Genomic DNA, 23,935 nt, shown 5'->3' on the forward strand with positions numbered 1-23,935 from the left:
AAGCGCCAAAATCCCGGACCTTCCGGCTCGTCAGAGCGGGCGGAAAGCCGGGCCAATAATTCGGCCAATCTGAGTTTTAAACATCAACCGGTATTGGGACATGGCGGATTGTTTATGCGGTTTTCCAGTAAAAAGGAAGAGAAAAGCGACAGCAACCGGGGCCGGAATTAAGGGTCCGTCGACCCTTTCAGCTCAAAAGGCGATCTTGGCGTCCAGTTCGCTCAGCGGCCGCACGCCCGACAGCATCGCCCTTGCCTCTTCCTCATCGCGCCTGATCTGCGCCACCAGCGGTTCGAGGCCATCAAATTTCAGCTCGTCGCGCAGATGGCCGAAGAAGGATACCGAACAGACTTCGCCGTAGAGATCTCCCGAAAAATCGAAGACGAATGTTTCAAGCAGGGCTGCGCCGTTTTCCGTGACGGTCGGGCGGTAACCGAAGCTTGCGACGCCATCACGGATCGAACCATCGGGACGGCGAAACCGCACGGCATAGATGCCCGCCTTCAGTTCCGTCTCCGGTGCCAGCGCCATGTTGGCGGTGGGGTAACCCAGCGTGCGGCCGAGCTTCTTGCCGTCGATGACTTCACTTTCCACGGTGAAACGATAGCCGAGCAGCCCGGCAGCGCCCGCCACATCGCCCTCGCACAGAAGCGAGCGGATACGGCTGGAGGAGACGACATCGGCACCTTCGTCGCGGAAGGCGTCCACCAGCGTCACGTCGAAATCGTGGCGCTTGCCGGCAGCCATCAGAAATGCCGGACCACCTTCGCGGCCCTTGCCGAAATGGAAATCGAAACCGGTGACGACGGCGCTGGCGCCCAGCCAGTCGACCAGAATGGATTGAACGAATTCTTCCGCCGAACGCTGCGAAAATTCCCGGTCGAAGGGGTATTCGATGACGGAGCGGAAGCCGATGGCCTCGAGAATGCGCGCCTTCAAAGGCGCGGGCGTAAGGCGGAAGACCGGCACATCAGGGCGGAACACGGAACGGGGGTGTGGCTCAAAGGTCAAAACCAGCGCGGGCACGCCACGGGCTTCTGCAAGTTCCAGTGCCCGGTCCAGCACGGCGCGGTGGCCGCGATGCACGCCGTCGAAATTGCCGATCGCGATGACGCCGCCGCGAAGATTGTCCGGCAGCGGCTCCTTTTTTTCATTGCGATGAAAGACGGTCATGGCATTCGATCCATTGTTTTCGCCAGCTTAGGCCAGATGTTTCTCAGGCAAGGCGGGGCATCCACCAGCCTGGAGCGGCGCCCTGCCCCTTGAGATAGGCATTCAGCAGCGCCTCGTCCGTCTGGCCGTTCAGCGTATATTCGGCGGCGTGAATTCCGCCGCTGATATAAAGAAGGTTGAGACCGCTCGCAATCGCGCCCTTCACATCTGTCGGCATGCCGTCACCGATAGCGAGCACGCGATCCTTGGCGAAGGTGCCGCGAACTTCCCTGGCCGCCGCAAGGCAGGCTTCATAGATCGGCGTGTGCGGCTTGCCGGCAATGCGGACTTCGCCGCCGAGCTGTTCATAATAGGCGGCCATGGCGCCGGCGCAGGGAATGATGCGCTCGCCGCGCTCTACCACCAGATCGGGATTGGCGCAGATCATCGGAGCTTTACGGGCGATGAAGCCCTTCAGCATTTCGGTATAATCCTCGGGCGTTTCCGTCTCGTCATCGAAGAAACCGGTGCAGACAACGGATTGCGCCTCCGCCTCACCCACCCGTTCGACATCGAGGCCTTCCAGCAAGGGCATGTCCCGCTCCGGGCCAAGCAGGAAGACTTTTTTCGGGCCTTCCGCAATCAGCCCGCGGGTGACGTCGCCTGAGGTGATGATGCGGTCATAGGCCTCGTCAGGCACGCCGAGCACGCGCAGCTGGGCGATAACGCCGGGAGCCGGGCGCGGGGAATTGGTGATGAGCACCACCGTCTTTCCGGCCTTGCGCGCTTCATGCAGCGCAACCGACGCATCGGGAAAGGCGTTGACGCCATTGTGCAGCACGCCCCATACATCCGAGAGAATAACGTCGAACCCATCAGTGATTTCGCCGAGGGTGAGAATACGATGGGCCATGAGAATGCTTTCCGGATGCGAGAAAAGGGTGTGCGTGACATGGCAAAGCAGGACGCCGATGGCAAGGAAAAAAGCGGTGTCGAGCCTGCCTGCAATCCACCCGCCACCGTGCGGACATAAAACCCAGCTAGGCCCGAAACAATGAGGCGTTGCCAAAAGGGTTGGTTTTCACCCGCCGGTCAGCGCCTGGGAAATTTCTGTCATGGAACGCTGATAACCATAAGCCATGAAATTTTTCCGACAGGCCGTTCTTGACTCAGGCAGAAGGCCTCCTTATCTCGGCTTCGCTGGCACTCAAACAAGAAGAGTGCTAACACCCATCACGCGAGCCTCTGAAGGTTCGTGAAGTCATTTGATCGAGGGATTAGGCAATGACAAGCACCAATTTCCGCCCGCTTCACGATCGCGTCGTCGTTCGTCGCGTTGAATCCGAAGCCAAGACCAAGGGCGGCATCATCATTCCCGATACCGCCAAGGAAAAGCCGCAGGAAGGCGAAATCGTCGCCGTCGGTTCCGGCGCACGCGATGAGTCCGGCAAGGTCGTCGCTCTCGACGTCAAGGCTGGCGACCGCGTTCTGTTCGGCAAGTGGTCGGGCACCGAAGTCAAGCTCAACGGCGAAGACCTTCTGATCATGAAGGAAGCCGACATCATGGGCATCATCGGCTGATCTGGCCGAACCCGTCCTTCCTTAAATTTCAAGCCGGACCCGTTCCGGCCATTCGAAACCAGGAGTTTTGAACATGGCAGCCAAAGAAGTAAAATTCGGCCGCACAGCGCGCGAAAAGATGCTCAAGGGCGTCGACGTTCTTGCTGATGCAGTGAAGGTAACCCTCGGCCCGAAGGGTCGTAACGTCGTTATCGACAAGTCCTTCGGCGCTCCGCGCATCACCAAGGACGGCGTTTCCGTCGCCAAGGAAATCGAACTGGAAGACAAGTTCGAGAACATGGGCGCACAGCTCGTTCGCGAAGTTGCCTCCAAGACCAACGACATCGCCGGTGACGGCACCACCACCGCAACGGTTCTGGCCCAGGCCATCGTTCGCGAAGGTGCAAAGGCAGTTGCTGCCGGCATGAACCCGATGGACCTGAAGCGCGGCATCGATCTCGCCGTCTCGGAAGTCGTCAAGGACCTTCAGGCCAAGGCCAAGAAGATCAACACCTCGGAAGAAGTTGCACAGGTCGGCACGATCTCTGCAAACGGCGAGCGTCAGATCGGTCTCGACATTGCTGAAGCAATGCAGAAGGTTGGCAACGAAGGCGTCATCACCGTCGAAGAAGCCAAGACCGCTGAAACCGAACTCGAAGTCGTCGAAGGCATGCAGTTCGACCGCGGCTACCTGTCGCCCTACTTCGTGACCAACCCGGAAAAGATGGTTGCGGACCTCGAAGACGCCTACATCCTCCTGCACGAAAAGAAGCTCTCGAACCTTCAGGCCATGCTGCCGGTTCTCGAAGCTGTCGTTCAGACCGGCAAGCCGCTCGTCATCATCGCTGAAGACGTCGAAGGCGAAGCTCTTGCAACGCTCGTCGTCAACAAGCTGCGTGGCGGCCTCAAGATCGCTGCCGTCAAGGCTCCGGGCTTCGGCGACCGCCGCAAGGCCATGCTGGAAGACATCGCCATCCTGACCGGTGGTACCGTCATTTCCGAAGACCTCGGCATCAAGCTCGAAAACGTTACCCTCGACATGCTCGGCAAGTCGAAGAAGGTTTCGATCTCTAAGGAAAACACCACGATCGTTGACGGCGCCGGCCAGAAGTCCGACATCGAAGGTCGTGTTGCCCAGATCAAGGCCCAGATCGAAGAAACCACCTCCGACTACGACCGCGAGAAGCTGCAGGAACGTCTTGCCAAGCTCGCTGGCGGCGTTGCCGTTATCCGCGTTGGCGGTTCGACGGAAGTCGAAGTGAAGGAAAAGAAGGACCGCATCGACGACGCTCTCAACGCGACGCGCGCTGCCGTTCAGGAAGGCATCGTACCGGGCGGCGGCGTTGCCCTGCTGCGTTCTTCCACGAAGATCTCCGCCAAGGGCGAGAACGACGACCAGGAAGCCGGCATCAACATCGTGCGCAAGGCTCTGCAGGCTCTGGTTCGCCAGATCGCAGAAAACGCCGGTGACGAAGCTTCCATCGTTGTTGGCAAGATCCTTGACAAGAACGAAGACAACTACGGCTACAACGCCCAGACCGGCGAATATGGCGACCTGATCCAGCTCGGCATCGTCGACCCGGTCAAGGTTGTTCGCACGGCTCTGCAGAACGCAGCTTCGGTTGCTTCCCTGCTGATCACCACCGAAGCCATGATCGCCGAACTTCCGAAGAAGGAAGCTGCGATGCCGGCAATGCCGGGCGGCGGCATGGGCGGCATGGACTTCTAATCAGTCCTGTCACTGAAATTAAGAAAGGGCGGTCTTCGGATCGCCCTTTTTCGTTGCCGCCCATGCCTTTTTTTTTAAAAAGTCCGGCGTCGCAAGCGCACCGGACGGGCGGCATGGACTTCCAATCAGTCCCGGCCTTCGGATCACTCTCTTCCCTTAAAATTTCATAGGAAGGACTGTCATGCGGGATGGTACAATATCTTCTCGCGCGGGATGTCCGGCACTGGCTCAAAATATTGTCTCTTTTTGAGACAGCGGCTAATTTAGCCGAATTATTTTCCATGGCCCATGCAATAATCGGACATCAAGAAAGGCGAATCACCATCACTGACAGGCGGAGTTTCCGCTTCAAAAAGCCTATAAGTGCGACGATTAGTTGTCTTTTTTCATATATTTCGCGATTACGATGAAGGAATACATAATATTTTTGATTTTCTCACTAAGCGGTTGTTGTAGGTGGAAGAAAATAAACTATAAGTCACCCCCCATAAGGGTGCCGCGACTGGATGCAAGCATTGAAGGGGTTTCAATGCCTGGCAAAACGTCCGACTGCGGATGGCGGTGAAAATTCGACCTGGCGGCGAAGCTTGGAAACAGCGGCGCCGGCACGATGTTCATGCGGGGGCGCGATTTGTTCGAAATATCAAGACGCAACGATGCTCTGCCTATGGCCGCGGCGACCATGCCCGATCCGCGAACCCTGTCGCATTTCTTCATTTCAGAAGAATGGAACAGTGATCTTTCGAGCGGCGTCCTCCGGCTTGGTGAACACGCGTCTTTCATGCACGGCCTGCCGCCGGGCGAATGTGGTCTGCTCAGTCTGATCCGCTGTTATGATCGCGGCGACCATGCCCGTGTGCTGGAGCTTTTCGAGCAGGCTTCCACCGCAGCCTCGCGTTTCTGTTTTTCGACCGGCGTCTCCATCCTGCCCACAATGCGGCAGCCGGTCATCTGCATGGGCGAATCCTCCGGTTTCGAAGAGGGTCAGCAGGGCCGGATTTCCGGGCTGTTCCTGTTTCCCCGTTTCGAAGATATTCGCTTCGCCGCCTAAACAGTAACATCACACGACTGTGCTTCGTTCACAAAATGAAGACAATTTGTCTTCTATTGTTCATCTTTATGGGCGGATGAATTTCGGCCATTGATATTTCCAGACATTGCCTTGCAGCTAACCGGCGAAACGCCGATCATCTACCGGAGATATCCATGACCAGCAGCCAGAACGTTCTCGTTCTCATCGCCCGCATTCTGCTTTCCTTCATTTTCATCTATTCCGGCTTCGGCAAGCTTACCGATGCCTCCAGCACCGCCGGCATGATTGCCGGTGCAGGCCTGCCCGCCGCCGCAATACTAGCCTATCTCGCAGGTCTCTTCGAACTCCTGGCTGGCCTTGCCATCCTCGCCGGCTTCCAGACCAAGATTGCCGCCTGGGCGCTTGCCGCCTTCTGCGTCTTCACCGGCCTGGTTTTCCACAGCGGCACCGTTGCCGTTCCCGGCTGGCCGGACCCGGCTCTCGGCTGGATCAATGCACTGAACGGCATCATGCTGATGAAGAACATCACCCTTGCCGGCGCTTACATTCTGCTCGCCGCCTTCGGCCCGGGCGCCTATTCCGTCGACGCCAAGCGCGGCGCGGCTTTGGCCCACGCCTGAGCCGAATAAAACAACCAACAAAAAAGCCGCCGGAGCGATCCGGCGGCTTTTTTTGTTTTCAATCTCAGAGCGCCGCTTTTATGCGCGAGGCAATCTCGTGAACCGCCGCATCATTCTCATGCTCCGGTTTGCGGGCGCGCACGAAACAGGCTTCCGAGCGGACAATGATGCCGTCCGAGAGGATTTTCAGATGGTTGGCCTTGAGCGTCGAGCCGGTGGAGGTGATATCGACAATGATATCCGCCTGGCCTGCGGCCGGGGCGCCTTCGGTGGCGCCGAGACTTTCGACGATGCGGTAAAGCTGGATGCCATGCTGGCGCGAAAAGAACTGCTGCGTCAGCCGCCAGTATTTGGTGGCGATCGCCAGTCTCCGGCCATGCCGGGCGCGGAACTCAGACGCCACGTCGCCAAGATCGGCCATGCTGTCCACATCCAGCCAGATTTCCGGCACCGCGACCACGACGTCGGCATGGCCGAAACCGAGGCGGGCACAGAATTCCACCTGCGCATCGGCGTTGGTCAGCCCCTCGCGCACAAGGTCCTCACCCGTGACACCGAAATCCACCGTGCCGGCGCCGATTTCGCGGGCGATTTCCGAGGCCGACAGATAGGCGATCTCGATATCATCGCGTCCTTCGATGCGGCCGCGATAGGAGCGGTCATTGCCGACAGGCGCGACTTTTAGCCCGGCGCGTTCCAGAACGGCAGAGGCATCTTCTTTCATCCGGCCCTTGGAGGGTAATGCGATGGTGATCATGGCTTATCGCTCCCGCGCACCGCTTCGATGCGATCCAGCCAGAGCGAAAAGCCCACGGCCGGGATTTTTTCCTGCGCGCCCAGCAGGGTCAGCAACCGGTCGAAACGGCCACCACCGGCCAGCACGCTATCGCCGCCCGCTTCCACCACCTCGAAGACAAGACCGGTGTAATAATCGAGTGGACGACCGAAGGCCGCGCCATAGGTGACGGTTTCGAGATCAACGCCGGCATTGGCAAGCGCCGCAACACGTTTGTCGAAAGCGGAGAGCGCGCCGTCGAGCTTCAGCTTCGCCTTTGCGGCAAAATCGCCAAGGACCTTCGAGGCCTGCGGCAAGGGTGCCTGAAGGGCCAGGAACTGTTTTAGCAGCTCGAAACTCTCATCTGGCAGGCGCGTGGCCGCGAGCGCCAGTTTCTCCCGCAGACGGCGGGCGATTTCCTGCGGCGAGCGGCTGGCATTGGTGGAATAACCCGTCTCCTGCATCACCGTATCGAGATAATCGACCAGCACAGTCTCGTCACCCGTCGCCAGCAGGCCGGCGACACGGGCGTCGAGCCCCGTCATGGGTTTGGGATGCACGAGGCTTTCCAGCAGCGCGTCCAGCTGCGCCATATCGCCAAAGGCCTGCACCAGCCGCTTTTGCCAGCCGAGCGGCAGACCGAGGGCAGCAACCACCGCCTCGAATACCTGCTGGTCGCCCAGCGTGACGGCGAGCGAGCGGCCCGGCAGAAGGCGCTGCAGAATGCCTGTCGCATCGATTACGGCACGGGCATCGGCGGCGGCGATATCGGTATCGCCGAGATCCTCGATACCGGCCTGATAAAATTCGTTGGCGCCCTCACGACGCTGGCGGAAGACTTCACCGAGATAGGAGTAACGCTTCGGCGTACCGGTCGCCGTCTCGATATGGCGCAGGCAGACCGGAATGGTGAATTCGGGGCGCAGGCAAAGGCTCTCACCCGTTTCGCTCTCCGTCATGAAGATACGGCGGCGCAGATCCTCGCCGGCCATATCCAGAAACGGTTCGGCGGGCTGGATCACGGGCGTGTTCACACGGCTCGTGCGGCGCGCGGCGAATTCTTCCAGTAGCTCTCCGGAAAATTCCGGCATGTCGATCAGGGGCATCGTCAACCCTCAGATATTATCATCACGATCGCCGCTTTGCGTGGGATCGTAGGGGCGTTCGAAATTTCCGGCGGCGCGGCGAACGTCCTCTGCCTGATACTCAAGAATCTCGCGGACCTTCGCCACCACTTCAGCTTCCGGTACGCTGACCTGCGCCACACGCGCCTCGCGCCAGCTGGCATTGTCCTCGATTTCGCCGGACAGACGCTTGCCTTCGATCAGATCCTTGATCTGGACCACACCTTCGGCACGCTCGTCACCGCCCTGGATGATGGCGATGGGGGAGCCGAGGCGATCGGCATATTTCAGCTGGTTGCCGAATTTCTTCCAGTTGCCCTGGTACATTTCGGCGCGAATGCCCTCGGCGCGTAGCGCCTGGGTGAAGCGCTGGTAACGGCCCATGCTTTCCACATCGCCATCCATGACGGTGATGAGAACCGGTGCAAGCGGCTTGACCTGACCGAGCTTGCCGAGGTTCTTCAGCGCCGTCATCAGGCGCGAGACGCCGATGGAGAAGCCCGTGGCCGGTACAGGCTGGCCCATGAAGCGCGAAACGAGGCCATCATAACGGCCGCCACCGCCGACCGAGCCGAACACGACCTTTTCGCCCTTTTCATTGGTGACATCGAAGGTCAGTTCGGCCTCATAGACCGGGCCGGTGTAATATTCGAGACCACGCACGACGGAGGGGTCGATCTTGATGCGCGTCGCATCGTAACCGGCACTGGTGACCAAGGCGCCAATGACGTTCAGCTCATCAACGCCTTCCTCGCCTTTCGAGGTGCCCGCCACGAGTTTCGCCAGATCGTCGGCGTTTGCCGCGTAATCCTTGATGCCGACGAAAAACAGCACTTTTTCGATCTGTTCGTCGCCAAGACCTGCACCCTTGGTAAAATCGCCGGACTCGTCCTTGCGGCCGGGGCCGAGTAGCAGCTTCACACCCTCAGGGCCGAACTTGTCGAGCTTGTCTATGGCGCGCAGCACGTTGAGGCGGCGGCCGGCATTGTCTTCGCCACCGAGACCGATGGCTTCCATGACGCCATCGAGCACCTTGCGGTTATTGACGCGAATGACATAGTCACCCCGCGCAATGCCCAGTGCTTCCAGCGTATCGGACATCATCATGCACATTTCGGCATCCGCCTGCACGCCGGCGGCGCCCACCGTATCGGCATCGAACTGCATGAACTGCCGGAAGCGACCGGGGCCGGGCTTTTCATTGCGGAAGACGTAACCGGCGCGATAGGTGCGGTATGGCAGCTGGATTTCGTTGAAGTTTTCCGCGACATGACGGGCTAGCGGCGCGGTCAGATCGTAGCGCAGGCTCATCCACTGGTCGTCATCATCCTGCAGCGAAAAAACGCCTTCATTCGGACGGTCGCTGTCCGGCAGGAACTTGCCGAGCGCATCGGTATATTCGAACTGCGGCGTTTCGATCGGATCGAACCCGTAAAGCTCGTATACCCTGCGGATCTTCTCGATCATCTCATTGGTGGCATGGATATCGGCAGCCGAGCGGTCCACGAAGCCACGCGGCAGGCGGGCTTTCAGTTTCTGAGGCTTTTTTGCTTTTTCGCTCATGATGCCGATCCGATATTTTCCTGAAATTATGCCGGTGTATTAGAGGATGAAGCCCGGTGCGGCAAGCCGCAAAGGCTTTGGTTTTACTGGCAGCGCAGGGCAAGCGATGCTATATGGGATGCATGTATCCCATTTTGGTCGGAAAGGACGCGAGCAATGAGCAAACAGACGGCTATTCGCCTGCCGGATGAGACCTATGAGCGGCTGAAAGCGCTTTCGGAGCGCACCGGCCGCACCTCCGCCTATTATATCCGCGAGGCGATCGAGAAGCATATCGAGGATATGGAAGATCTTTATCTCGCCGAAGAGGCGACGCGGCGGCAGATTGCAAACAATGAGCGCACCTATACTCTGGAAGAAGTGATGCGCAATCTTGACCTGGAAAATTGAGTTTCAGCACCGCGCCGTCAAGCAGCTTGCAAAGCTGTCCAAGCAAGATGCGAACCGCATCGTTTCGTTTCTCGCAGATCGAGTGGTCCAAGATGAAAATCCTCGCAGGACAGGCACCGCCCTGCAAGGCTCCGAACTCGGCAATTATTGGCGTTACCGGGTAGGCGATTATCGCATCATCTGCGATATACAAGATCACAAGCTCGTCGTGCTGGTGGTCGAAATCGGTCATCGCCGTGAAATCTACCGTTAGGCATCCATGATCCTCGAAGCCCTGCAATATGCCGCCACCCGCGCGGTTACGCCGAAAGAATTCCGGCCGCATATCCGCTATTCCGTCAACCTGTGGGCACGCGCCAACCGCTGCGCCAAGGCATGGGCGGAGCATGAGGACAACAGCCGGCAATTCGTGCTGCAATCCGCCCGAAAGCTGCGGCAAAAGCGGACGGCAGTGGTGCTGGGATCGGGCCTGCTGCGCGATGTGCCCTATGGCGCGCTGGTGGCGATGTTCGATACCGTCGTTCTGGTTGATCTGGTGCATCTCGCCAGCGTGCAGGCAAAACTGCGCCTCAATGCCAAAAAGAACGTCCGCATCGCCAACCGCGATCTTTCCGGTTTTGACGATGTTCTCGCCGGCCGACAGCCGGAACCGCTCGATTTCCTGCGACGGGTGCCCTATCTCGATCTCGTCGTTTCAGCCAATCTCCTGTCGCAGATCGGCACCGGCGCGCACCACCGGCTGGAGCGGGAGAAGATCACGAATGCGCCGGATGATTTGCTGGCGAAACTCATTCAGACGCATCTCGATGCGCTGGCCGGGCTTCCCTGCAAGGCCTGCCTGGTAACGGACACATCCTTCGATGTCATCGGCAGGGATGGCAGCCTACAGCAGCACGAGGATTTGCTGCATGGCATCGATGTTCCCTCACCCGCTGCCGCGTGGGAATGGCCGCTTGCCCCCTTCGGCGAGGAAAGCAGGGATTACCGCATCATGCATCACGTCATCGCGCGTGAACTCACCTGACCGTCATGCTTATTCCACAATTTTCGCGGTAAATTGGCCCCATGCGCCTGATGATCCGCACTTTGATGTTTCTTGCCTGCCTGCTTTACGGTGCAATGCCGGCGCAGATGGCGATGAGCATGCCGGTGGGCGCCGGCATGGCCGTTTCGTCGCAACCCGCGATGAGCCGTGACAATGGCCATTCAAACCATGCCGGAAATCAGGACATCAATGCCGAGACCCATGGGCAGGACATATCCAAAGCCCATAAATCCGGCATGGGCGATTGCTGCCCACATGGCGATGACGCTGCGCATCCCGGATCCTGTGCTGCCTGCCTGATCGTGGTTCCGCAAACGATCTTTGCCGATGCTGGCCGGATGACCTTCGCGTATCCCAAGCCGCAGCGTGGCATTCTCTTTAATGGCAAGGCTTTCGCGCCGCCGCTGCCGCCTCCCCGCGCCTGACACCAGATTTTTCCAGTCAATCCATCGAAAAATCCGTCAGACACAGGAAGGATAATCCATGTCTATCAAGACCATCTCCCTCGCTGCCGCTTTCGCGGTCGTCTTCGCCATGCCCGTTTTCGCACAGGAAGCGGGCGGCCATGCCGGCCACACCATGTCCAAGGCTGCCGCAAGCGAAACCGATTCCACCAAGGCTTTCATGGAAGCCAGCAAGAAGATGCATGGCGATATGGCCATCGATTACAGCGGCGATGCCGATGTCGATTTCGTGCGCGGCATGATCCCGCATCATCAGGGCGCAATCGATATGGCCAAGGTCCAGCTCGAATATGGCAAGGACCCGGAAATCCGCAAGCTGGCAGAAGAGGTCATCAAGGCGCAGGAAGGCGAAATCGCCATGATGAAGGCCTGGCTGAAATCCAAGGGCAAGTGATTGCTGCAACCGAACGGAGCGCCGGCTGCGGCGCTCCGCTTTTTCTTCTCCCCGGCGGGGAGGAGAAATAAGTGGCAGCCTTCCTATCCAACGACAACCTGTGAACGCCGCCCTGCCCGGCTGCGACACTCCATTACAACCCCGCAAGACCGGCCTTGTAGTCCTCCGATGCCGCCCGGCTGAGGCGCTCCAGCTCCATGGCCGCCCGGCTGGTGTGGCGTTCCTTGTGGCGCAAAAGGGCAAAGTTGCGGGCGGGCAGATCGATGCCCGAACGGACCAGCAAACCCTGCCGCAAAAACAGTGACGCGACCGAGGCGGAAACTGCCGTCGCGGCCCCGCCGGAGCGCGCCGCCATCACCACCGCCTCGTTGGACGGCAGTTCCAGCATGACGGAAAGCTCGCCGGGATCGACGCCCATCTGCCGCACCGCCGCCTCAAAGGCGGAGCGGGTGCCGGAGCCCTGCTCACGCAACACCCATGAGGTTCCATAGAGCATATCGAGTGACGTGAGATAACGGCCATCGGCGAAGGGGTGGGCCGAACCGGTGACGACCAGCAGCTTGTCCGACACGACGGGCTGCACCATCAATGCCGGCTCGTCGATCCTGCCTTCGATGAAACCGACCTCCGCCAGACCATCCAGCACCGCCTGCGTGACAGTCTTGGTATTGCCGATATCGAGCCGGACGGTCACGCCAGGATAGAGCTTCTTGAATTGCATCAGGATCGGCGGCAGCCAGTAGCTTGCAATGGTCTGGCTGGCGCAGACGGTGATTTCGCCGCGCGTCAGGCCGCCCATTTCCGAGAGAATCAATTCGGCATTGCGCACGCGGGCCAGCGTCGCCTTTGCTTCGCCCAGAAACACCCGGCCGCTTTCGGTCAGTTCGATGTTGCGGCCAACGCGATGAAACAGCTCGACATTATAAAACGCCTCGAGATTCTTGATGGCGGAACTGACGGCGGAAGCTGTCAGGCCGATGGCTTCTGCGGCCCTCGTCAGATGTTCCCGTTCGGCGACGGCGATGAAGATGCGGAGTTGTTCGAAGGTCATGGCTTTTCATTCGATTTTATCGAATAATATATGCCATATTATTTGATAGAATAAAACAGGCGGCTACGGCATTGTCTGGCCATGGCACAGCATCGCACCCTCACCCATCCTTTCCAGTTTTCCCTTCGTTGGCTCACCCCGCTTCTGCCGGGCATCCTGCTCTGCGCCGCCGTCAGCTGCGCCGCCATTCTGGCCGAGCGTTTTCAGGTGCGGCTGGCCGGCCATGCATGGCTTGGCGATCTGGTGCTGGCAATTCTGATCGGCACGCTTCTGCGGTCGCTGGTGTCACTGCCGGCGGTCGCTTCTGCCGGCATCAAATTCAGTGCCAAGACCCTGCTCGAAATCGCCGTGGCGCTTCTCGGTGCGTCCCTCAGCCTTGCCATCCTCAAGGGTGCCGGCGGGCTGCTGATCGGCGGCATCGCGCTGATCGTCGCGCTGTCGCTGATCGTCAGCTATGTCGCCGGGCGAATGCTTGGCCTGCCGCCCAAGCTCGCAACGCTGATCGCCTGCGGTAATTCCATCTGCGGCAATTCCGCCATCGCCGCCGCCGCGCCCGCCATTGGTGCGAAGCCGGAAGATGTCGCCGCATCGATTGCCTTCACTGCGGTTCTCGGCGTCGCCGCCGTGCTTTTGATGCCGTTCCTGCCGCAGCTCCTCGGCCTCGATGCCACCCAATATGGCATCTTCGCTGGTCTAACTGTTTATGCCGTGCCGCAGGTTCTGGCCGCCACCGCGCCGCTTGGAGCCGTGGCCGTACAAACCGGCACCATCGTCAAGCTCATCCGCGTGCTGATGCTGGGGCCCGTCATCGCCACGCTTTCCGTCATCCATGGCCAGTCCGGCAAGGGACGCCTGAAATTGCAGCAGATGGTTCCGTGGTTCATCATCGGCTTTGTGCTGATGATCATGGCCCGTTCCTTCGGCCTCATCCCCGAAGTTCTGCTTTCCCCCGTCGCCTCGCTCTCCAACATCCTCACCATCATGTCGATGGCGGCGCTGGGTCTTTCGGTCGATATTCGCAGCCTTCGCCATGCCGGTGGCAAGGTCATTCTCGCCGCCAGCCTGTCGCTGGTGCTGCTGGGTGTTCTCAGTTTCGGCCTGATCGTGCTGACACAGGCGGCCTGAGGGCGCGCCGTTATGTCCCGGTGCTGACCGTCAACGTGTAATGCGCGCCGAGGCCACGGCGCGGCGATCCCAGAATGAGTGTCGGGCGGATCAACCATTCGGTATCCGCCTTCGGCGTCAGCGTGGCGATCTTGCCGCCGGAATCGCTGAAGAAGATCGCATCCTCATCCGGCGTCGAAAAATCGAAGACCGCCATCAGGACGAATTCACTGGAGGCGGCGAGCTCGATCTTCACCGTCTGCCCGGCCTTCACCTTCAGGCGGTAGACATCACCACGCCCGCGCCGGGTCCAGCCATCCAGCGTCAGTGGTCCGGACGGCGGCATGGCCACTTCCTTCAGCCTTTCGCCATCATCCAGCCAGATGCCATCGACATTGCGGCTTTCCGCGAATGACGGATGCGGCACGGCGGCCACAGTCATGGTGAAAGCCAGAAGAAGGGACGTTGCCTTCATGGACGTATGAACTCCCGCCGCAGGGCCTCGATCGGCTGGCGGCAATGGCAGCCTTCGATATGGTCGTTGACCATACCCATGGCCTGCATGAATGCATAGACGGTCGTCGGGCCGACGAAACTCCAGCCCCGCTTCTTCAAATCCCTGGAAAGGCGGATGGAGGCGGCACTGGTGGGGTTGGCCCTTAAAGTCGCATAGTCCAGCCTTTGCGGCCTTTCTGCGGCGGCGGGTTCGAAACCCCAGAAATATCGGGCAAGCGAGCCGAATTCGTCCCGCAGTTCCAGAGCGCGGCGTGCATTGTTGATGGTCGAAACGATCTTGCCGCGATGGCGGATGATGGCCTTGTCCGCAACGCAGCGCTCGATATCGGCATCGCCGAACTCCGCCACTGTTTCGAATTCGAAATTGGCGAAGGCAAGCCGGAAAGCTTCGCGTTTGCGCAGAACCGTCAGCCAGGAAAGCCCGGACTGGAAACCTTCCAGACAGATTTTCTCGAACAGCCGGCGATCGTCAGTGACGGGATAACCCCATTCCTCATCGTGATACCGGCTGTAATCCTCCAGCCCCTGCTGCCAGAAACACCGCACGCGGCCATCCGCACCGGTTTCAAGTCCCGCTTCGCTCATTCCGCAACAACCCTTTTCCGCTCCCGCCCGTGACCGTTGGAAGCTGCGCACTTACCACTCATTCACCATGTTTTAAAACCGGGCGCTAACCTTAAATCCAGCTTTCCCTAATCAAGGGCTTTTTAATGAACAGCCATTTACGATTCGCTGGGGTCGAGGTGCGAACGTGTCCGGCAATGCGGGACAATATTCCCCGCCATTTCCATTGTTGCGGCATACCGCAGAGAGAGTCCACCCGATGACGATGAAGTCCGTTTTTCTGGCACTGAGCCTCGTTTCCACCCTCGCCGTGCCGGCGGCCATGGCCAATGAGCGTTACCGCGAGCGCCCGCCGATCGTCGTCAGCCCGGACCTTTCCGCACCATGGGTCACGCAGCTGGGTGGCCGCGGCAATGTGCGACCGGTGGTTTATCCACGCGCACCTGCCGCACGCCAGCCATTCTTCCAGCAGCGCCAGGTCGCCATGCCCCAGCGCCCCAGCTCCGGCGTCACATCGCAGCGCCCGGCGCGGGTGCAGAATGCCGCCGTGCGACCCAACGCACCGGTGCGCACGCAGATCGCGCCGCAGTTCCTGCCGCAGATCGTCGCCTACCAGACCAATGAAAAACCCGGCACCATCGTCATCGATACGCCGAACCGCTTCCTCTATCTCGTGCTAGCCGACGGCAAGGCGCGGCGTTATGGCGTAGGCGTCGGCAAGCCCGGCTTCGAATGGGCCGGAACCCACAAGGTGACCCGCAAGGCAGAATGGCCGAGCTGGACCCCGCCGAAGGAAATGATCACCCGCGAGGCGGCCAAGGGACATTACCTGCCGGCCTTCATGGAAGGCGGCCCGGCCAATCCGATGGGCGCACGTGCCATGTATCTCGGCTCCACGCTTTACCGCATTCACGGCACCAACCAGCCCTGGACGATCGGCAGTAACAATTCGTCCGGCTGCATCCGCATGCGCAATGAGGATGTCACCGATCTTTATGAGCGCGTAAACGTCGGAACGCGGGTCATTGTGATATGACGGCAACGGTTGTGCCATTCCGGTCGCTCCATGGCCGGCGTGGCCGCCTATCCGCTTGAATTGCCGCCTTTGCGCGGTACAATCCGGCACAATTCAATCGAACGAAGCATTCGACGAGACTTGGCGGGGGACGCCAGGCGCCGGACCTCTCTCAGGGGATGATGGAACGGCCTTAAAACGGGTGGTCAGCTGACCGCCCGTTTTTCGTTTCTGTCATTCAAATGTTATCAAAAAACGGTTTGGTGGATTTCTGATATCAATCTGGATTCTCTCCATGCCGCGCCACACTTCTTTTGTCTGCGCCCTGCTCCTCAGCGGCGTTTCCTTCTCTGCCGCACTCGCAGGCGAATTCGAAATTTCCGGTTATGGCGGCTGGCAAAGCGCCCCGCACAGCGATGTGACGGTTTCCGACGGACCGGATTTCCGGGCCGGATGGGAAGGCAAGTCGTTTTCCAGCCCGCCCTATTGGGGCGTGCGCGGCACCTACTGGTTTGAAGAGGGCCGGCTTAACAACTTCGGTATCTCGCTCGATTTCACCCATGACAAGGTTTATGCCGACGACCAGACGCTTGCCCGCTCCGGCTGGTCGCATTTCGAATTCACCGACGGCCTGAACCTTTTGACGCTCAACGCGCTCTATCGCTTTCCGCTGGAATCCCTGCCGATCACCCCTTATGTGGGCGCTGGCGTCGGCATCAACGTGCCGCATGTGGAAGTGAACCGTCCGTCGGGCAAAACCTTCGAATACCAGTTTGGCGGCGCCACCCTGCAGGCGCAGGCCGGCCTCAGCTACCGCATCACCGACAACTGGTCGACCTTCGTGGAATATAAGGGCACCTATTCCTTTATCGACGTCGATATCGACAATGGCGCGTCGCTGAAGACCGATATCATCACCAATGCGGTGAATTTCGGCGTGGCGTATAAGTTCTAGCTCCCTTCCCTCATTCCTGTGCTTGTCACAGGAATCCAGCCGACGCGCGTCTGCGCGGCGGGAAAGCCTTTTCAGCCCAAGGACTTGGGCTGGCTGGATCCCTGTGACGAGCACAGGGATGAGGGAGAACAAAGAAAACTCACGATCCAATCTTTGCGGCACACGTTATGGCGCTCTGGATCACTGCCCTATGAGCGCACCACGATCTAAACCGAAAGCCTCGCCGGCTTCGGCCCGCCATAGGCCCAGTCCAGCAGCTCAACCGTGTGCAGGATCGGCACATCAGTACCGGTTCCGATCTGCGTGATGCAGCCGATATTGCCGGTGGCGATGACATCCGCGCGCGTGGCCTCGATATTCTTCACCTTGCGCGCCTTGAGCTTGGCGGAAATTTCCGGCTGCAGGATATTGTAGGTTCCGGCCGAGCCACAGCAGAGGTGCCCTTCCGCCGGATCGCGAACGGTAAAACCAGCCGCCTTCAGCAGCTGTTTCGGGGCGAGCGTGATCTTCTGGCCGTGCTGCATGGAGCAGGCGGAATGATAAGCGACCGTGAGACCCTGATTTTGCCCTTGCGGCAGATCGAGCGTGGCGAGATATTCGGTGATGTCCTTCGCCAAGGCCGAGACCCGCGCGGCTTTTTCGGCATAGGCCGGATCGAGCCGCAGCATGTGGCCGTAATCCTTGATGGTGGTGCCGCAGCCGGAAGCGGTGATAATGATGGCGTCGAGACCGCCGCTCTCCATCTCACGCGTCCAGACATCGACATTGCGCCTTGCCGAGGCGAGCGCCTCTTCCTCCCGGCCCATATGATGCACCAGCGAACCGCAACAGCCCTCCCCTTTCGGCACCACGACCTCGATGCCGAGCCGTGCCAGCAGGCGCAACGTCGCCTCGTTGATGCCGGGATCGAGCACCGGCTGGGCGCAGCCGGTGAGGATCGCAACGCGCCCGCGCTTCTCGCCTTCGGCCGGCCGCTCTCCCGGACGGGTTGACGCGGAGGCCGCGGGCACGGCGGCGGGAGCGAGAGCGAGCATGGATTGCAGCGGCTTCAGCGCCGGAACTTTGGCAAGCAGGCCGGAGAAAGGCCGCGCCAGCCGGGCCAGATGCAGGGCCAGCCGGAAACGGGCTGGATGAGGCAGGACGGCAACCAGAAGATTGCGGATCAGCCTATCCATGAAGGGGCGCTTGTATGTCTGTTCGATATGGGCGCGGGCATGATCGACCAGATGCATGTAATCCACGCCGGAGGGACAGGTGGTGGTGCAGGCAAGGCAGGAAAGACAGCGGTCGATATGGGTGACGACCTCGCGGTCGGCCGGGCGGCTGTTTTCCAGCATGTCCTTGATGAGGTAGATGCGGCCGCGCGGGCTGTCCAGCTCGTTGCCGAGCGTGACATAGGTGGGACAGGTGGCCGTGCAGAAACCGCAATGCACACATTTGCGCAGGATTTTTTCGGATTCCGCCACATGCGGATCAGCCAGCTGTTCGGGCGTGAAGGATGTTTGCATGGTTCAGACCGCCCTTTCGATCGTCACGGCCATCTTGCCGGGATTGAAGATGCCCGCCGGATCGAGCTTCTCCCTGATACGCGACGACAAGATGGCTTCCGCCGCCGGGCGCGGTTCGAAGGCAGCGACCGTGGCGCGCACCGCATCGCTCGCCCTCACCAAAGTTGCGTGGCCGCCGCCGAGCGCCCGGATCGCGCCGCGCAGCAAATTCGCCTCGGGGTCCGCCTCCATCTGCATCCAGACAAGGCCGCCCTGCCAGTCGTAAAAGGCGTCGATGCCCGCTTCCATGCGCAGCGCCGCGACAAGCTGATGACCCACGGAAGGCGCGACCGATACTTTCCACAAGGGCTTCGCTGCCTGTCCCACATATGGCGCGACATCCCGCACCTGACGCCACAAAAGCCCGCTCTCCTCGCCCTCCAGCAGCACCCACGGCCCGACCCGGTCCATGACGGAGAGGAGTTTGGCCGTGCGCGCCTCCACCGAGGCGGAGAGCCCTTCCAGCCGCAGGATGGTCGCCGGTCCGTCCGGCAATCCGCCATCGATGAAACGGGAACGAACGCTTTCCGGCAGATGCGCCGCGCCCGAAACCTCGACACTCATCGCCATTGCCGCCGCCATGATGCGCGTCGCCGCTTCATCGTCGAGACCGGAAACGACCACGGTTTTTTCCGCAGGCGGTTTCGGCAGGACACGGAAGGTGACTTCGGTGAGGAAACCGAGCGTGCCGAACGATCCGGCGAGGAATTTCGACAGATCGAGCCCGGTGACATTCTTCATCACCCGGCCGCCGGCCTTGATCACATCCCCGCTGCCGTTGACGAAACGGATACCGAGCAGGCTGTCGCGGGCCGCACCGGCTACATAACGGCGGGGGCCGGAAACATTGGCGGCGAAGACGCCGCCGATGGTCGGTTCACCTTCGGTGCCCATGATCGGGCGGTGATCCATCGGCTCGAAGGCCATCATCTGGCGGTTTTCCGCGAGAGCCGCTTCGACGATGGCGAGCGGGGTGCCGGCCTTGACGGTCATGACCATTTCGGCGGGCAGGTAGGAGACGATGCCGTTCATCGCGCGGGAAGAGAGTGCTTCATCTGCTGCGACAGCATTGCCGAAACCGGAGCGGGTGTTGCCGCCGATGATTTTCAGCGCGCTTTTACGCGCGGCGTGATCGCGGATGATGTCGGCGACCTGAGTTTCTGCGTAGGGGGTCAGCATGGGGTCGCGGGCTCCGGGCATGGGATAGCGACGTTTGCGCGAGGGATACCCCCCTCTGCCCTGCCGGGCATCTCCCCCTCAAGGGGGGAGATCGACTCGCGGCAAGGTCCCGCGTTTTTCTTCGGTCGAGATGGAGCGACGCCGGTGCGTCTCGCCAATCTCCCCCCTTGAGGGGGAGATGCCCGGGAGGGCAGAGGGGGGTAAGCCACACCCACCATCGTCACAAAATTCACACCCATCATCCCCTCCCCTCCAGCGGAAACACCTTGGAAGGGTTCATCAGCCAGCCCTCATCGAAAGCCGCCCGCACCGCCATCTGCTGGGCAAGATCGGCCTCACCATACTGGTGGCGCATCAAATCCCGTTTTTCGATGCCCACACCATGTTCGCCGGTCAAACAGCCGCCGGCATCGACGCAGAGCTTCAATATTTCATTGCCTGCCTCTTCCGCGCGGGCCGCATCCTCCGGATCGTTGGCGTTGAACAGGATGAGCGGATGCATGTTGCCATCGCCGGCATGGAAGACATTGGCGACGCGCAGGCCGAGCCGGTCGGTGATTTCGCTCGTCTTCTTCAGCACATAAGAAAGCTGGGAGAGCGGCACGGTGCCATCCATGCAGATATAATCCGCGATGCGGCCGGTTGCGCCGAAGGCGGATTTGCGGCCTTTCCAGATCGCCGCCGCCTCCATGGCCGACTGGCACTCCTTCACGGTCTTCACGCCATGTTTTCGGGCAATCGCCACGATGTCGGCCAGCATGGCGTCCATTTCCGCCTCGGAGCCTTCGACCTCGACGATCAGTAGCGCGCCGACATCCAGCGGATAACCCGCTTTGGCGAAGGCCTCGCAGATTTCGATGGCCGGCTTGTCCATGAATTCGATGGCGACCGGGATGATACCCGCGCCGATAATATCGGCCACGCAGGAGCCGGCCTCCTCCGACGTCTCGAAGCCGAACAGCACCGGTCGCGCGCCTGCCGGCCTGGCGATCAGCCGCACTGTCGCTTCCGTCACGATACCGAGCTGGCCTTCCGAGCCGCAGACAAGGGCGAGCAGATCGTAGCCGGCAGCATCGAGGTGCTTGCCGCCCAGTTCCAGCACCGTGCCATCCACCAGCACCATTTTCACGCCGAGCAGATTATTGGTGGTGACACCGTATTTCAGACAATGCGCGCCGCCGGAATTCATGCCGATATTGCCGCCGATGGTGCAGGCAAGCTGCGAGCTGGGGTCCGGCGCATAGAAGAAACCTTCCGCGCCGGCCGCATCGGAAATGGAAAGATTGGTGACGCCCGCCTGCACCCGCGCCGTACGGTTATAAAAATCCAGTTCGAGGATCGAGGCCATCTTCGAAAGGCCGATCACCACCGCATCTTCCTGCGGGATCGCGCCGCCGGAGAGCGAGGTGCCGGCCCCACGCGGAACGACCGGAATGCCGTAGCGGTGACAATACTTCATCACCGCCGCCACCTCCTCCGTCGTTTTCGGCAACGCCACGGCCAGCGGCAGGCGGCGATAGGAGACGAAGGCGTCGGTTTCAAAAGGCACAAGTTCGCGCGGTTCGTGCACAAGACAGTCCGCCGGCAGAATATCCTTGAGGTCCGCTATGATGCGGTCGCGGCCGGCGACGACTTTCGCGCGCGGCTCCAGAAACTTGATCGGCTGCGTCACCGCGCCTCCTCCCTGCCATTTTCCCAACTGGTATTCTTTCTTTACCACTTTGAAACGGCGCAATCAAATGTTATGGATTTTTTCCATTCTGGAAACAATCGAGGGCAACTATGACGAATCTCGGCGATCTGGAAGTCTTCGCAAGCGTTGCCGCTTCCGGCAGCATGTCGCTGGCCGCAAGGGAGCTTGGTTATTCGCCCGCCGTCATTTCCAAGCGCATCAAGCGGCTGGAAGAAAAGCTCGGGGCGCGGCTTTTTCAGCGCACCACGCGGCAAATCTCGCTGACCGAAGCGGGGCAGGGTTTTTATGAGCGTGTACTGGCCGTGCTGGAAGGGCTGGAGGAGGCCGAGGATTTCGTGTCCGGCCGCGCCAATACGGTCAACGGCACGCTGAAGGTTTCCGCGCCGACCTCCTTCGGGCGCATGCATATCGCGCCGCATCTGAAGGGTTTCATGGAGCGGCATCCTGATCTTTCGGTCAATCTAGTGCTGAGCGACGAATTCATCGACATCATCGAGGGTGGTTACGATCTGGCCATCCGTATCGCCGATCTGAATTCCTCCAGCCTCGTGGCCCGCAGGCTGGCGCCGGTGCGCCGGGTGCTCTGCGCCTCGGCGAATTATGTGGCCGCGCACGGCATGCCTGCAACAATCGAGGATCTGAAGAAGCACCGCTGCCTGCCGGCACATAATAATGATGTATGGCGACTGGAAGGACCGGGCGGCGCGCTCAGTATTCGCCCGGAAGGCATGCTGGTCACCAATTCCAGCGAGGTGATCCGCGAGGCGGTGATTTCAGGACTTGGCATTGCACTGCGTTCCACCTGGGATATCGGCCATGAATTGCGCGCCGGCAAACTGGTACAGGTTCTCCCTGGCTATGAAGGGTCGCGAAACGTCACTCTCTCGGCGGTTTATCCGAGCCGGCAGTTCCTGCCTGCGAAGGTTCGACTGTTCATCGACTATCTGGCCGGGCTCTATGGGCCTTCACCCTATTGGGAGCAGGGTTGAGGCAGGCGTCGCGTCGGCACCACCTATCCTCCCTCATCCCTGTGCCTGTCACAGGGATCCAGCCAGCCCAAGTCCTCGGGCTGAAAGGAGTCCTTCCCGCCGCGCGGACGCGCGTCGGCTGGATTCCTGTGACATTCTCGGGCTCGTTCCCGGGAACAGGAATGAGGGAAACTTGGCCCTCAGTGCCCGCCCTCGGCATGGGAGCGGCGGATGCGGCGCACCACCCACCAGACGCCGAGGACCGCGAAGGGAACGGAGATGCCGGTGACCACGGCGGGGTCGAGCGGCAGCACATCATGGCTGATCGCCTTGGTGAGATAACCGATGAGGCCGACGACATAATAGGAAATGGCGGCGACCGAGAGGCCTTCGACCGTCTGCTGCAGGCGAAGCTGCATAGCGGCGCGCTTGTTCATGGTGTTCAGCAACACCGTATTCTGCCGTTCCAGTTCCACATCGATCCAGCTTCGGACGAGCGCCGTAGCGCGATAGAGCTTGCGCGACAGATTGGCCTGCCGCTCCTCCACCGACTGGCACGTGCGCATGGCCGGCGCCATGCGCCGTTCCAGAAAGCTGCCCATGGTCTCGTGGCCCTGCACCGGGGTTTCCGCAAGCGCCCGGATGCGTTCGCGCACGATGCCGTCATAGGCGCGGCTGGCGCCGAAACGATAGAGGCTGAGCGCGGCATTGGCTTCCAGTTCCGCCGCAAGCCGGGTCATTTCCGCCAGCAGCGCGTCCGCCTCGTCGCGCGCGCCGTTTTTCATGCGCTGGGTGATACCGGTCAGGCCATCCTCGATGCGGCGGATTTCGGGCGAAAGCGTCTGCGCCATCGGCAAGCCGAGCATGGCAAGGGTGCGATAGGTCTCGATATCGAGAAGCCGCTGCACCAGCGCGCCACGGCTGTAATCGGTGAGGCCCCGGTCGATCACCAATATCTGCGTCAGCCCGTCGCGATCCTGCCGGAAATCGGTGAGGATCGCCGCCTGACCGTCGCGCACGTCGCTGTGACAGAGGCTGGTCGGCTCGAAGATCGTCTCTGCCTGAGACGCCACGCCGTTTTCCGGACGGATTTCAAGCCGCACGCCCGAGATCAGCGAGCCGGGCGGCGAAAAGCCGTCGCCGAAGGGATCGCCGGCAATCTCGCCGCCGAATTTTTCCGGCGCGGGGCCATCCCAGAACCAGGTCGAAAATTCGGTATGCCGCTCCCAGCGCAAGGTCCCCTGCCCCCAGGGCATGGCATGGTGGCGGGCATCGCGTTCCGGCGGCGCAACACCGCGGCTGCGCGACATTTCCGCGATGACCGAGTGATGCACGGCCGAACCGCCATCCATCATGAAGGCGAGCTGGACGATGATGCGCGAGGGTGCGAGAAGCACCGTCGGCCGCGCATGAACCTCCCCGAGCGCCAGCGATCTTTCCGGCGCGCTTGCGAAAGCAAATCTACCCTTGGCCATTGCGATTTCGTCCCCGCTT

At 60.6% G+C, this 23,935-nt stretch carries 26 protein-coding genes; 14 read left to right on the plus strand and 12 right to left on the minus strand.

The genetic code is table 11. The features are described 5' to 3' along the window. Positions 1–192: 192 nt before the first annotated feature. Together M0412_RS09440 and M0412_RS09445 are read right to left on the minus strand one after the other, a co-directional pair. Entirely contained in the window at positions 193–1,173 is a 981-nt protein-coding gene (locus M0412_RS09440) for a bifunctional riboflavin kinase/FAD synthetase (protein ID WP_142839169.1), read from the minus strand. A gap of 43 nt (positions 1,174–1,216) precedes the next feature. After that, positions 1,217–2,065, minus strand: a complete 849-nt coding sequence (locus M0412_RS09445; RefSeq protein WP_269698594.1) for a TIGR01459 family HAD-type hydrolase — start codon at positions 2,063–2,065, stop codon at positions 1,217–1,219. Here M0412_RS09445 and M0412_RS09450 point away from each other — a divergent pair. The 5 genes from M0412_RS09450 to M0412_RS09470 all read left to right on the plus strand — a co-directional run bounded on the left by M0412_RS09450 (position 2,057) and on the right by M0412_RS09470 (position 6,094). Beyond that, entirely contained in the window at positions 2,057–2,185 is a 129-nt protein-coding gene (locus M0412_RS09450) for a hypothetical protein (RefSeq protein WP_269698595.1), read from the plus strand. The two genes, M0412_RS09445 and M0412_RS09450, sit on opposite strands and share 9 nt — an antisense overlap. Positions 2,186–2,436: 251 nt before the next feature. After that, positions 2,437–2,733 (plus strand): co-chaperone GroES, encoded by a 297-nt coding sequence (gene groES / locus M0412_RS09455; RefSeq protein WP_003522946.1) that lies wholly within the window; start codon positions 2,437–2,439, stop codon positions 2,731–2,733. 73 nt (positions 2,734–2,806) lie between these two features. Next, a complete protein-coding gene (gene groL, locus M0412_RS09460; protein ID WP_269698596.1) occupies positions 2,807–4,441 on the plus strand; it encodes a chaperonin GroEL in 1,635 nt (544 codons plus the stop codon). Positions 4,442–5,057: 616 nt separating this feature from the next. Further along, a complete protein-coding gene (locus M0412_RS09465; RefSeq protein WP_142839167.1) occupies positions 5,058–5,492 on the plus strand; it encodes a hypothetical protein in 435 nt (144 codons plus the stop codon). A 155-nt stretch (positions 5,493–5,647) separates the two neighbouring features. Continuing rightward, complete coding sequence (locus tag M0412_RS09470) at positions 5,648–6,094, plus strand: DoxX family protein (protein ID WP_142839166.1); 447 nt, start codon at positions 5,648–5,650, stop codon at positions 6,092–6,094. A 64-nt stretch (positions 6,095–6,158) separates the two neighbouring features. On the opposite strand, the gene hisG is transcribed toward M0412_RS09470, so the two are convergent. Genes hisG through hisS form a run of 3 tightly spaced genes read right to left on the minus strand, consistent with a single transcriptional unit; the run spans position 6,159 to position 9,556 of the window. Then, a complete protein-coding gene (gene hisG / locus M0412_RS09475) occupies positions 6,159–6,851 on the minus strand; it encodes an ATP phosphoribosyltransferase (RefSeq protein WP_142839165.1) in 693 nt (230 codons plus the stop codon). Beyond that, positions 6,848–7,975: an ATP phosphoribosyltransferase regulatory subunit gene (locus M0412_RS09480; protein WP_269698597.1), complete on the minus strand. Its 1,128-nt coding sequence runs from the start codon at positions 7,973–7,975 to the stop codon at positions 6,848–6,850. The genes hisG and M0412_RS09480 overlap by 4 nt, the downstream gene beginning before the upstream one ends. A gap of 9 nt (positions 7,976–7,984) precedes the next feature. Continuing rightward, entirely contained in the window at positions 7,985–9,556 is a 1,572-nt protein-coding gene (gene hisS, locus M0412_RS09485) for a histidine--tRNA ligase (protein WP_269698598.1), read from the minus strand. 156 nt (positions 9,557–9,712) lie between these two features. Between hisS and M0412_RS09490 the strand changes: the two genes are divergently transcribed. The 5 genes from M0412_RS09490 to M0412_RS09510 are packed head-to-tail and all read left to right on the plus strand — an operon-like array spanning position 9,713 to position 11,849. Further along, complete coding sequence (locus M0412_RS09490; RefSeq protein WP_142839162.1) at positions 9,713–9,946, plus strand: DUF6290 family protein; 234 nt, start codon at positions 9,713–9,715, stop codon at positions 9,944–9,946. Continuing rightward, complete coding sequence (locus tag M0412_RS09495) at positions 9,930–10,199, plus strand: type II toxin-antitoxin system RelE/ParE family toxin (RefSeq protein WP_142839161.1); 270 nt, start codon at positions 9,930–9,932, stop codon at positions 10,197–10,199. The genes M0412_RS09490 and M0412_RS09495 overlap by 17 nt, the downstream gene beginning before the upstream one ends. A gap of 6 nt (positions 10,200–10,205) precedes the next feature. Next, positions 10,206–10,970: a hypothetical protein gene (locus tag M0412_RS09500; RefSeq protein WP_142839160.1), complete on the plus strand. Its 765-nt coding sequence runs from the start codon at positions 10,206–10,208 to the stop codon at positions 10,968–10,970. A 41-nt stretch (positions 10,971–11,011) separates the two neighbouring features. Continuing rightward, the gene (locus M0412_RS09505; protein WP_237681340.1) at positions 11,012–11,416 is read left to right on the plus strand and encodes a hypothetical protein; all 405 of its coding nucleotides are present in this window, start codon (positions 11,012–11,014) and stop codon (positions 11,414–11,416) included. Between the two features lie 58 nt (positions 11,417–11,474). Further along, positions 11,475–11,849, plus strand: a complete 375-nt coding sequence (locus M0412_RS09510) for a DUF305 domain-containing protein (RefSeq protein ID WP_142839159.1) — start codon at positions 11,475–11,477, stop codon at positions 11,847–11,849. Between the two features lie 133 nt (positions 11,850–11,982). Here the strand turns inward: M0412_RS09510 and M0412_RS09515 are convergent, their stop codons facing one another. Then, positions 11,983–12,900 carry a LysR substrate-binding domain-containing protein gene (locus M0412_RS09515; protein ID WP_142839158.1) on the minus strand — a complete coding sequence of 306 codons (918 nt, stop codon included), beginning with the start codon at positions 12,898–12,900 and terminating at the stop codon, positions 11,983–11,985. 81 nt (positions 12,901–12,981) lie between these two features. On the opposite strand from M0412_RS09515, the gene M0412_RS09520 reads away from it, so the two are divergent. Next, the gene (locus M0412_RS09520) at positions 12,982–14,025 is read left to right on the plus strand and encodes a YeiH family protein (RefSeq protein ID WP_269698599.1); all 1,044 of its coding nucleotides are present in this window, start codon (positions 12,982–12,984) and stop codon (positions 14,023–14,025) included. A gap of 10 nt (positions 14,026–14,035) precedes the next feature. On the opposite strand, the gene M0412_RS09525 is transcribed toward M0412_RS09520, so the two are convergent. After that, positions 14,036–14,479 (minus strand): hypothetical protein, encoded by a 444-nt coding sequence (locus tag M0412_RS09525; RefSeq protein ID WP_142839156.1) that lies wholly within the window; start codon positions 14,477–14,479, stop codon positions 14,036–14,038. Beyond that, on the minus strand, positions 14,476–15,105 hold the full coding sequence (locus M0412_RS09530) for a DNA-3-methyladenine glycosylase I (protein WP_142839155.1): 630 nt from the start codon (positions 15,103–15,105) through the stop codon (positions 14,476–14,478). The genes M0412_RS09525 and M0412_RS09530 overlap by 4 nt, the downstream gene beginning before the upstream one ends. A gap of 238 nt (positions 15,106–15,343) precedes the next feature. On the opposite strand from M0412_RS09530, the gene M0412_RS09535 reads away from it, so the two are divergent. Both M0412_RS09535 and M0412_RS09540 read left to right on the plus strand, forming a co-directional pair. Next, positions 15,344–16,120 (plus strand): L,D-transpeptidase, encoded by a 777-nt coding sequence (locus M0412_RS09535; RefSeq protein ID WP_142839154.1) that lies wholly within the window; start codon positions 15,344–15,346, stop codon positions 16,118–16,120. A 274-nt stretch (positions 16,121–16,394) separates the two neighbouring features. Beyond that, the gene (locus M0412_RS09540; RefSeq protein ID WP_142839153.1) at positions 16,395–17,054 is read left to right on the plus strand and encodes an outer membrane beta-barrel protein; all 660 of its coding nucleotides are present in this window, start codon (positions 16,395–16,397) and stop codon (positions 17,052–17,054) included. Positions 17,055–17,260: 206 nt separating this feature from the next. Here M0412_RS09540 and glcF read toward each other — a convergent pair whose 3' ends face one another. The 3 genes from glcF to M0412_RS09555 form a co-directional block, all read right to left on the minus strand. Further along, entirely contained in the window at positions 17,261–18,562 is a 1,302-nt protein-coding gene (gene glcF, locus M0412_RS09545) for a glycolate oxidase subunit GlcF (RefSeq protein ID WP_142839152.1), read from the minus strand. 3 nt (positions 18,563–18,565) lie between these two features. Then, positions 18,566–19,780: an FAD-binding protein gene (locus M0412_RS09550; protein ID WP_142839151.1), complete on the minus strand. Its 1,215-nt coding sequence runs from the start codon at positions 19,778–19,780 to the stop codon at positions 18,566–18,568. 238 nt (positions 19,781–20,018) lie between these two features. Continuing rightward, on the minus strand, positions 20,019–21,452 hold the full coding sequence (locus tag M0412_RS09555; RefSeq protein WP_142839149.1) for an FAD-linked oxidase C-terminal domain-containing protein: 1,434 nt from the start codon (positions 21,450–21,452) through the stop codon (positions 20,019–20,021). A 110-nt stretch (positions 21,453–21,562) separates the two neighbouring features. On the opposite strand from M0412_RS09555, the gene M0412_RS09560 reads away from it, so the two are divergent. Next, positions 21,563–22,462 carry a LysR family transcriptional regulator gene (locus tag M0412_RS09560; protein ID WP_142839148.1) on the plus strand — a complete coding sequence of 300 codons (900 nt, stop codon included), beginning with the start codon at positions 21,563–21,565 and terminating at the stop codon, positions 22,460–22,462. Positions 22,463–22,641: 179 nt separating this feature from the next. On the opposite strand, the gene M0412_RS09565 is transcribed toward M0412_RS09560, so the two are convergent. Further along, a complete protein-coding gene (locus tag M0412_RS09565; protein ID WP_080817722.1) occupies positions 22,642–23,916 on the minus strand; it encodes a DUF3422 family protein in 1,275 nt (424 codons plus the stop codon). Between the last annotated feature and the right edge of the window lie 19 nt (positions 23,917–23,935).

It is taken from the genome of Agrobacterium sp. O3.4, assembly GCF_041414895.1.
Classification (GTDB): Bacteria; Pseudomonadota; Alphaproteobacteria; order Rhizobiales; family Rhizobiaceae; genus Agrobacterium; species Agrobacterium cucumeris.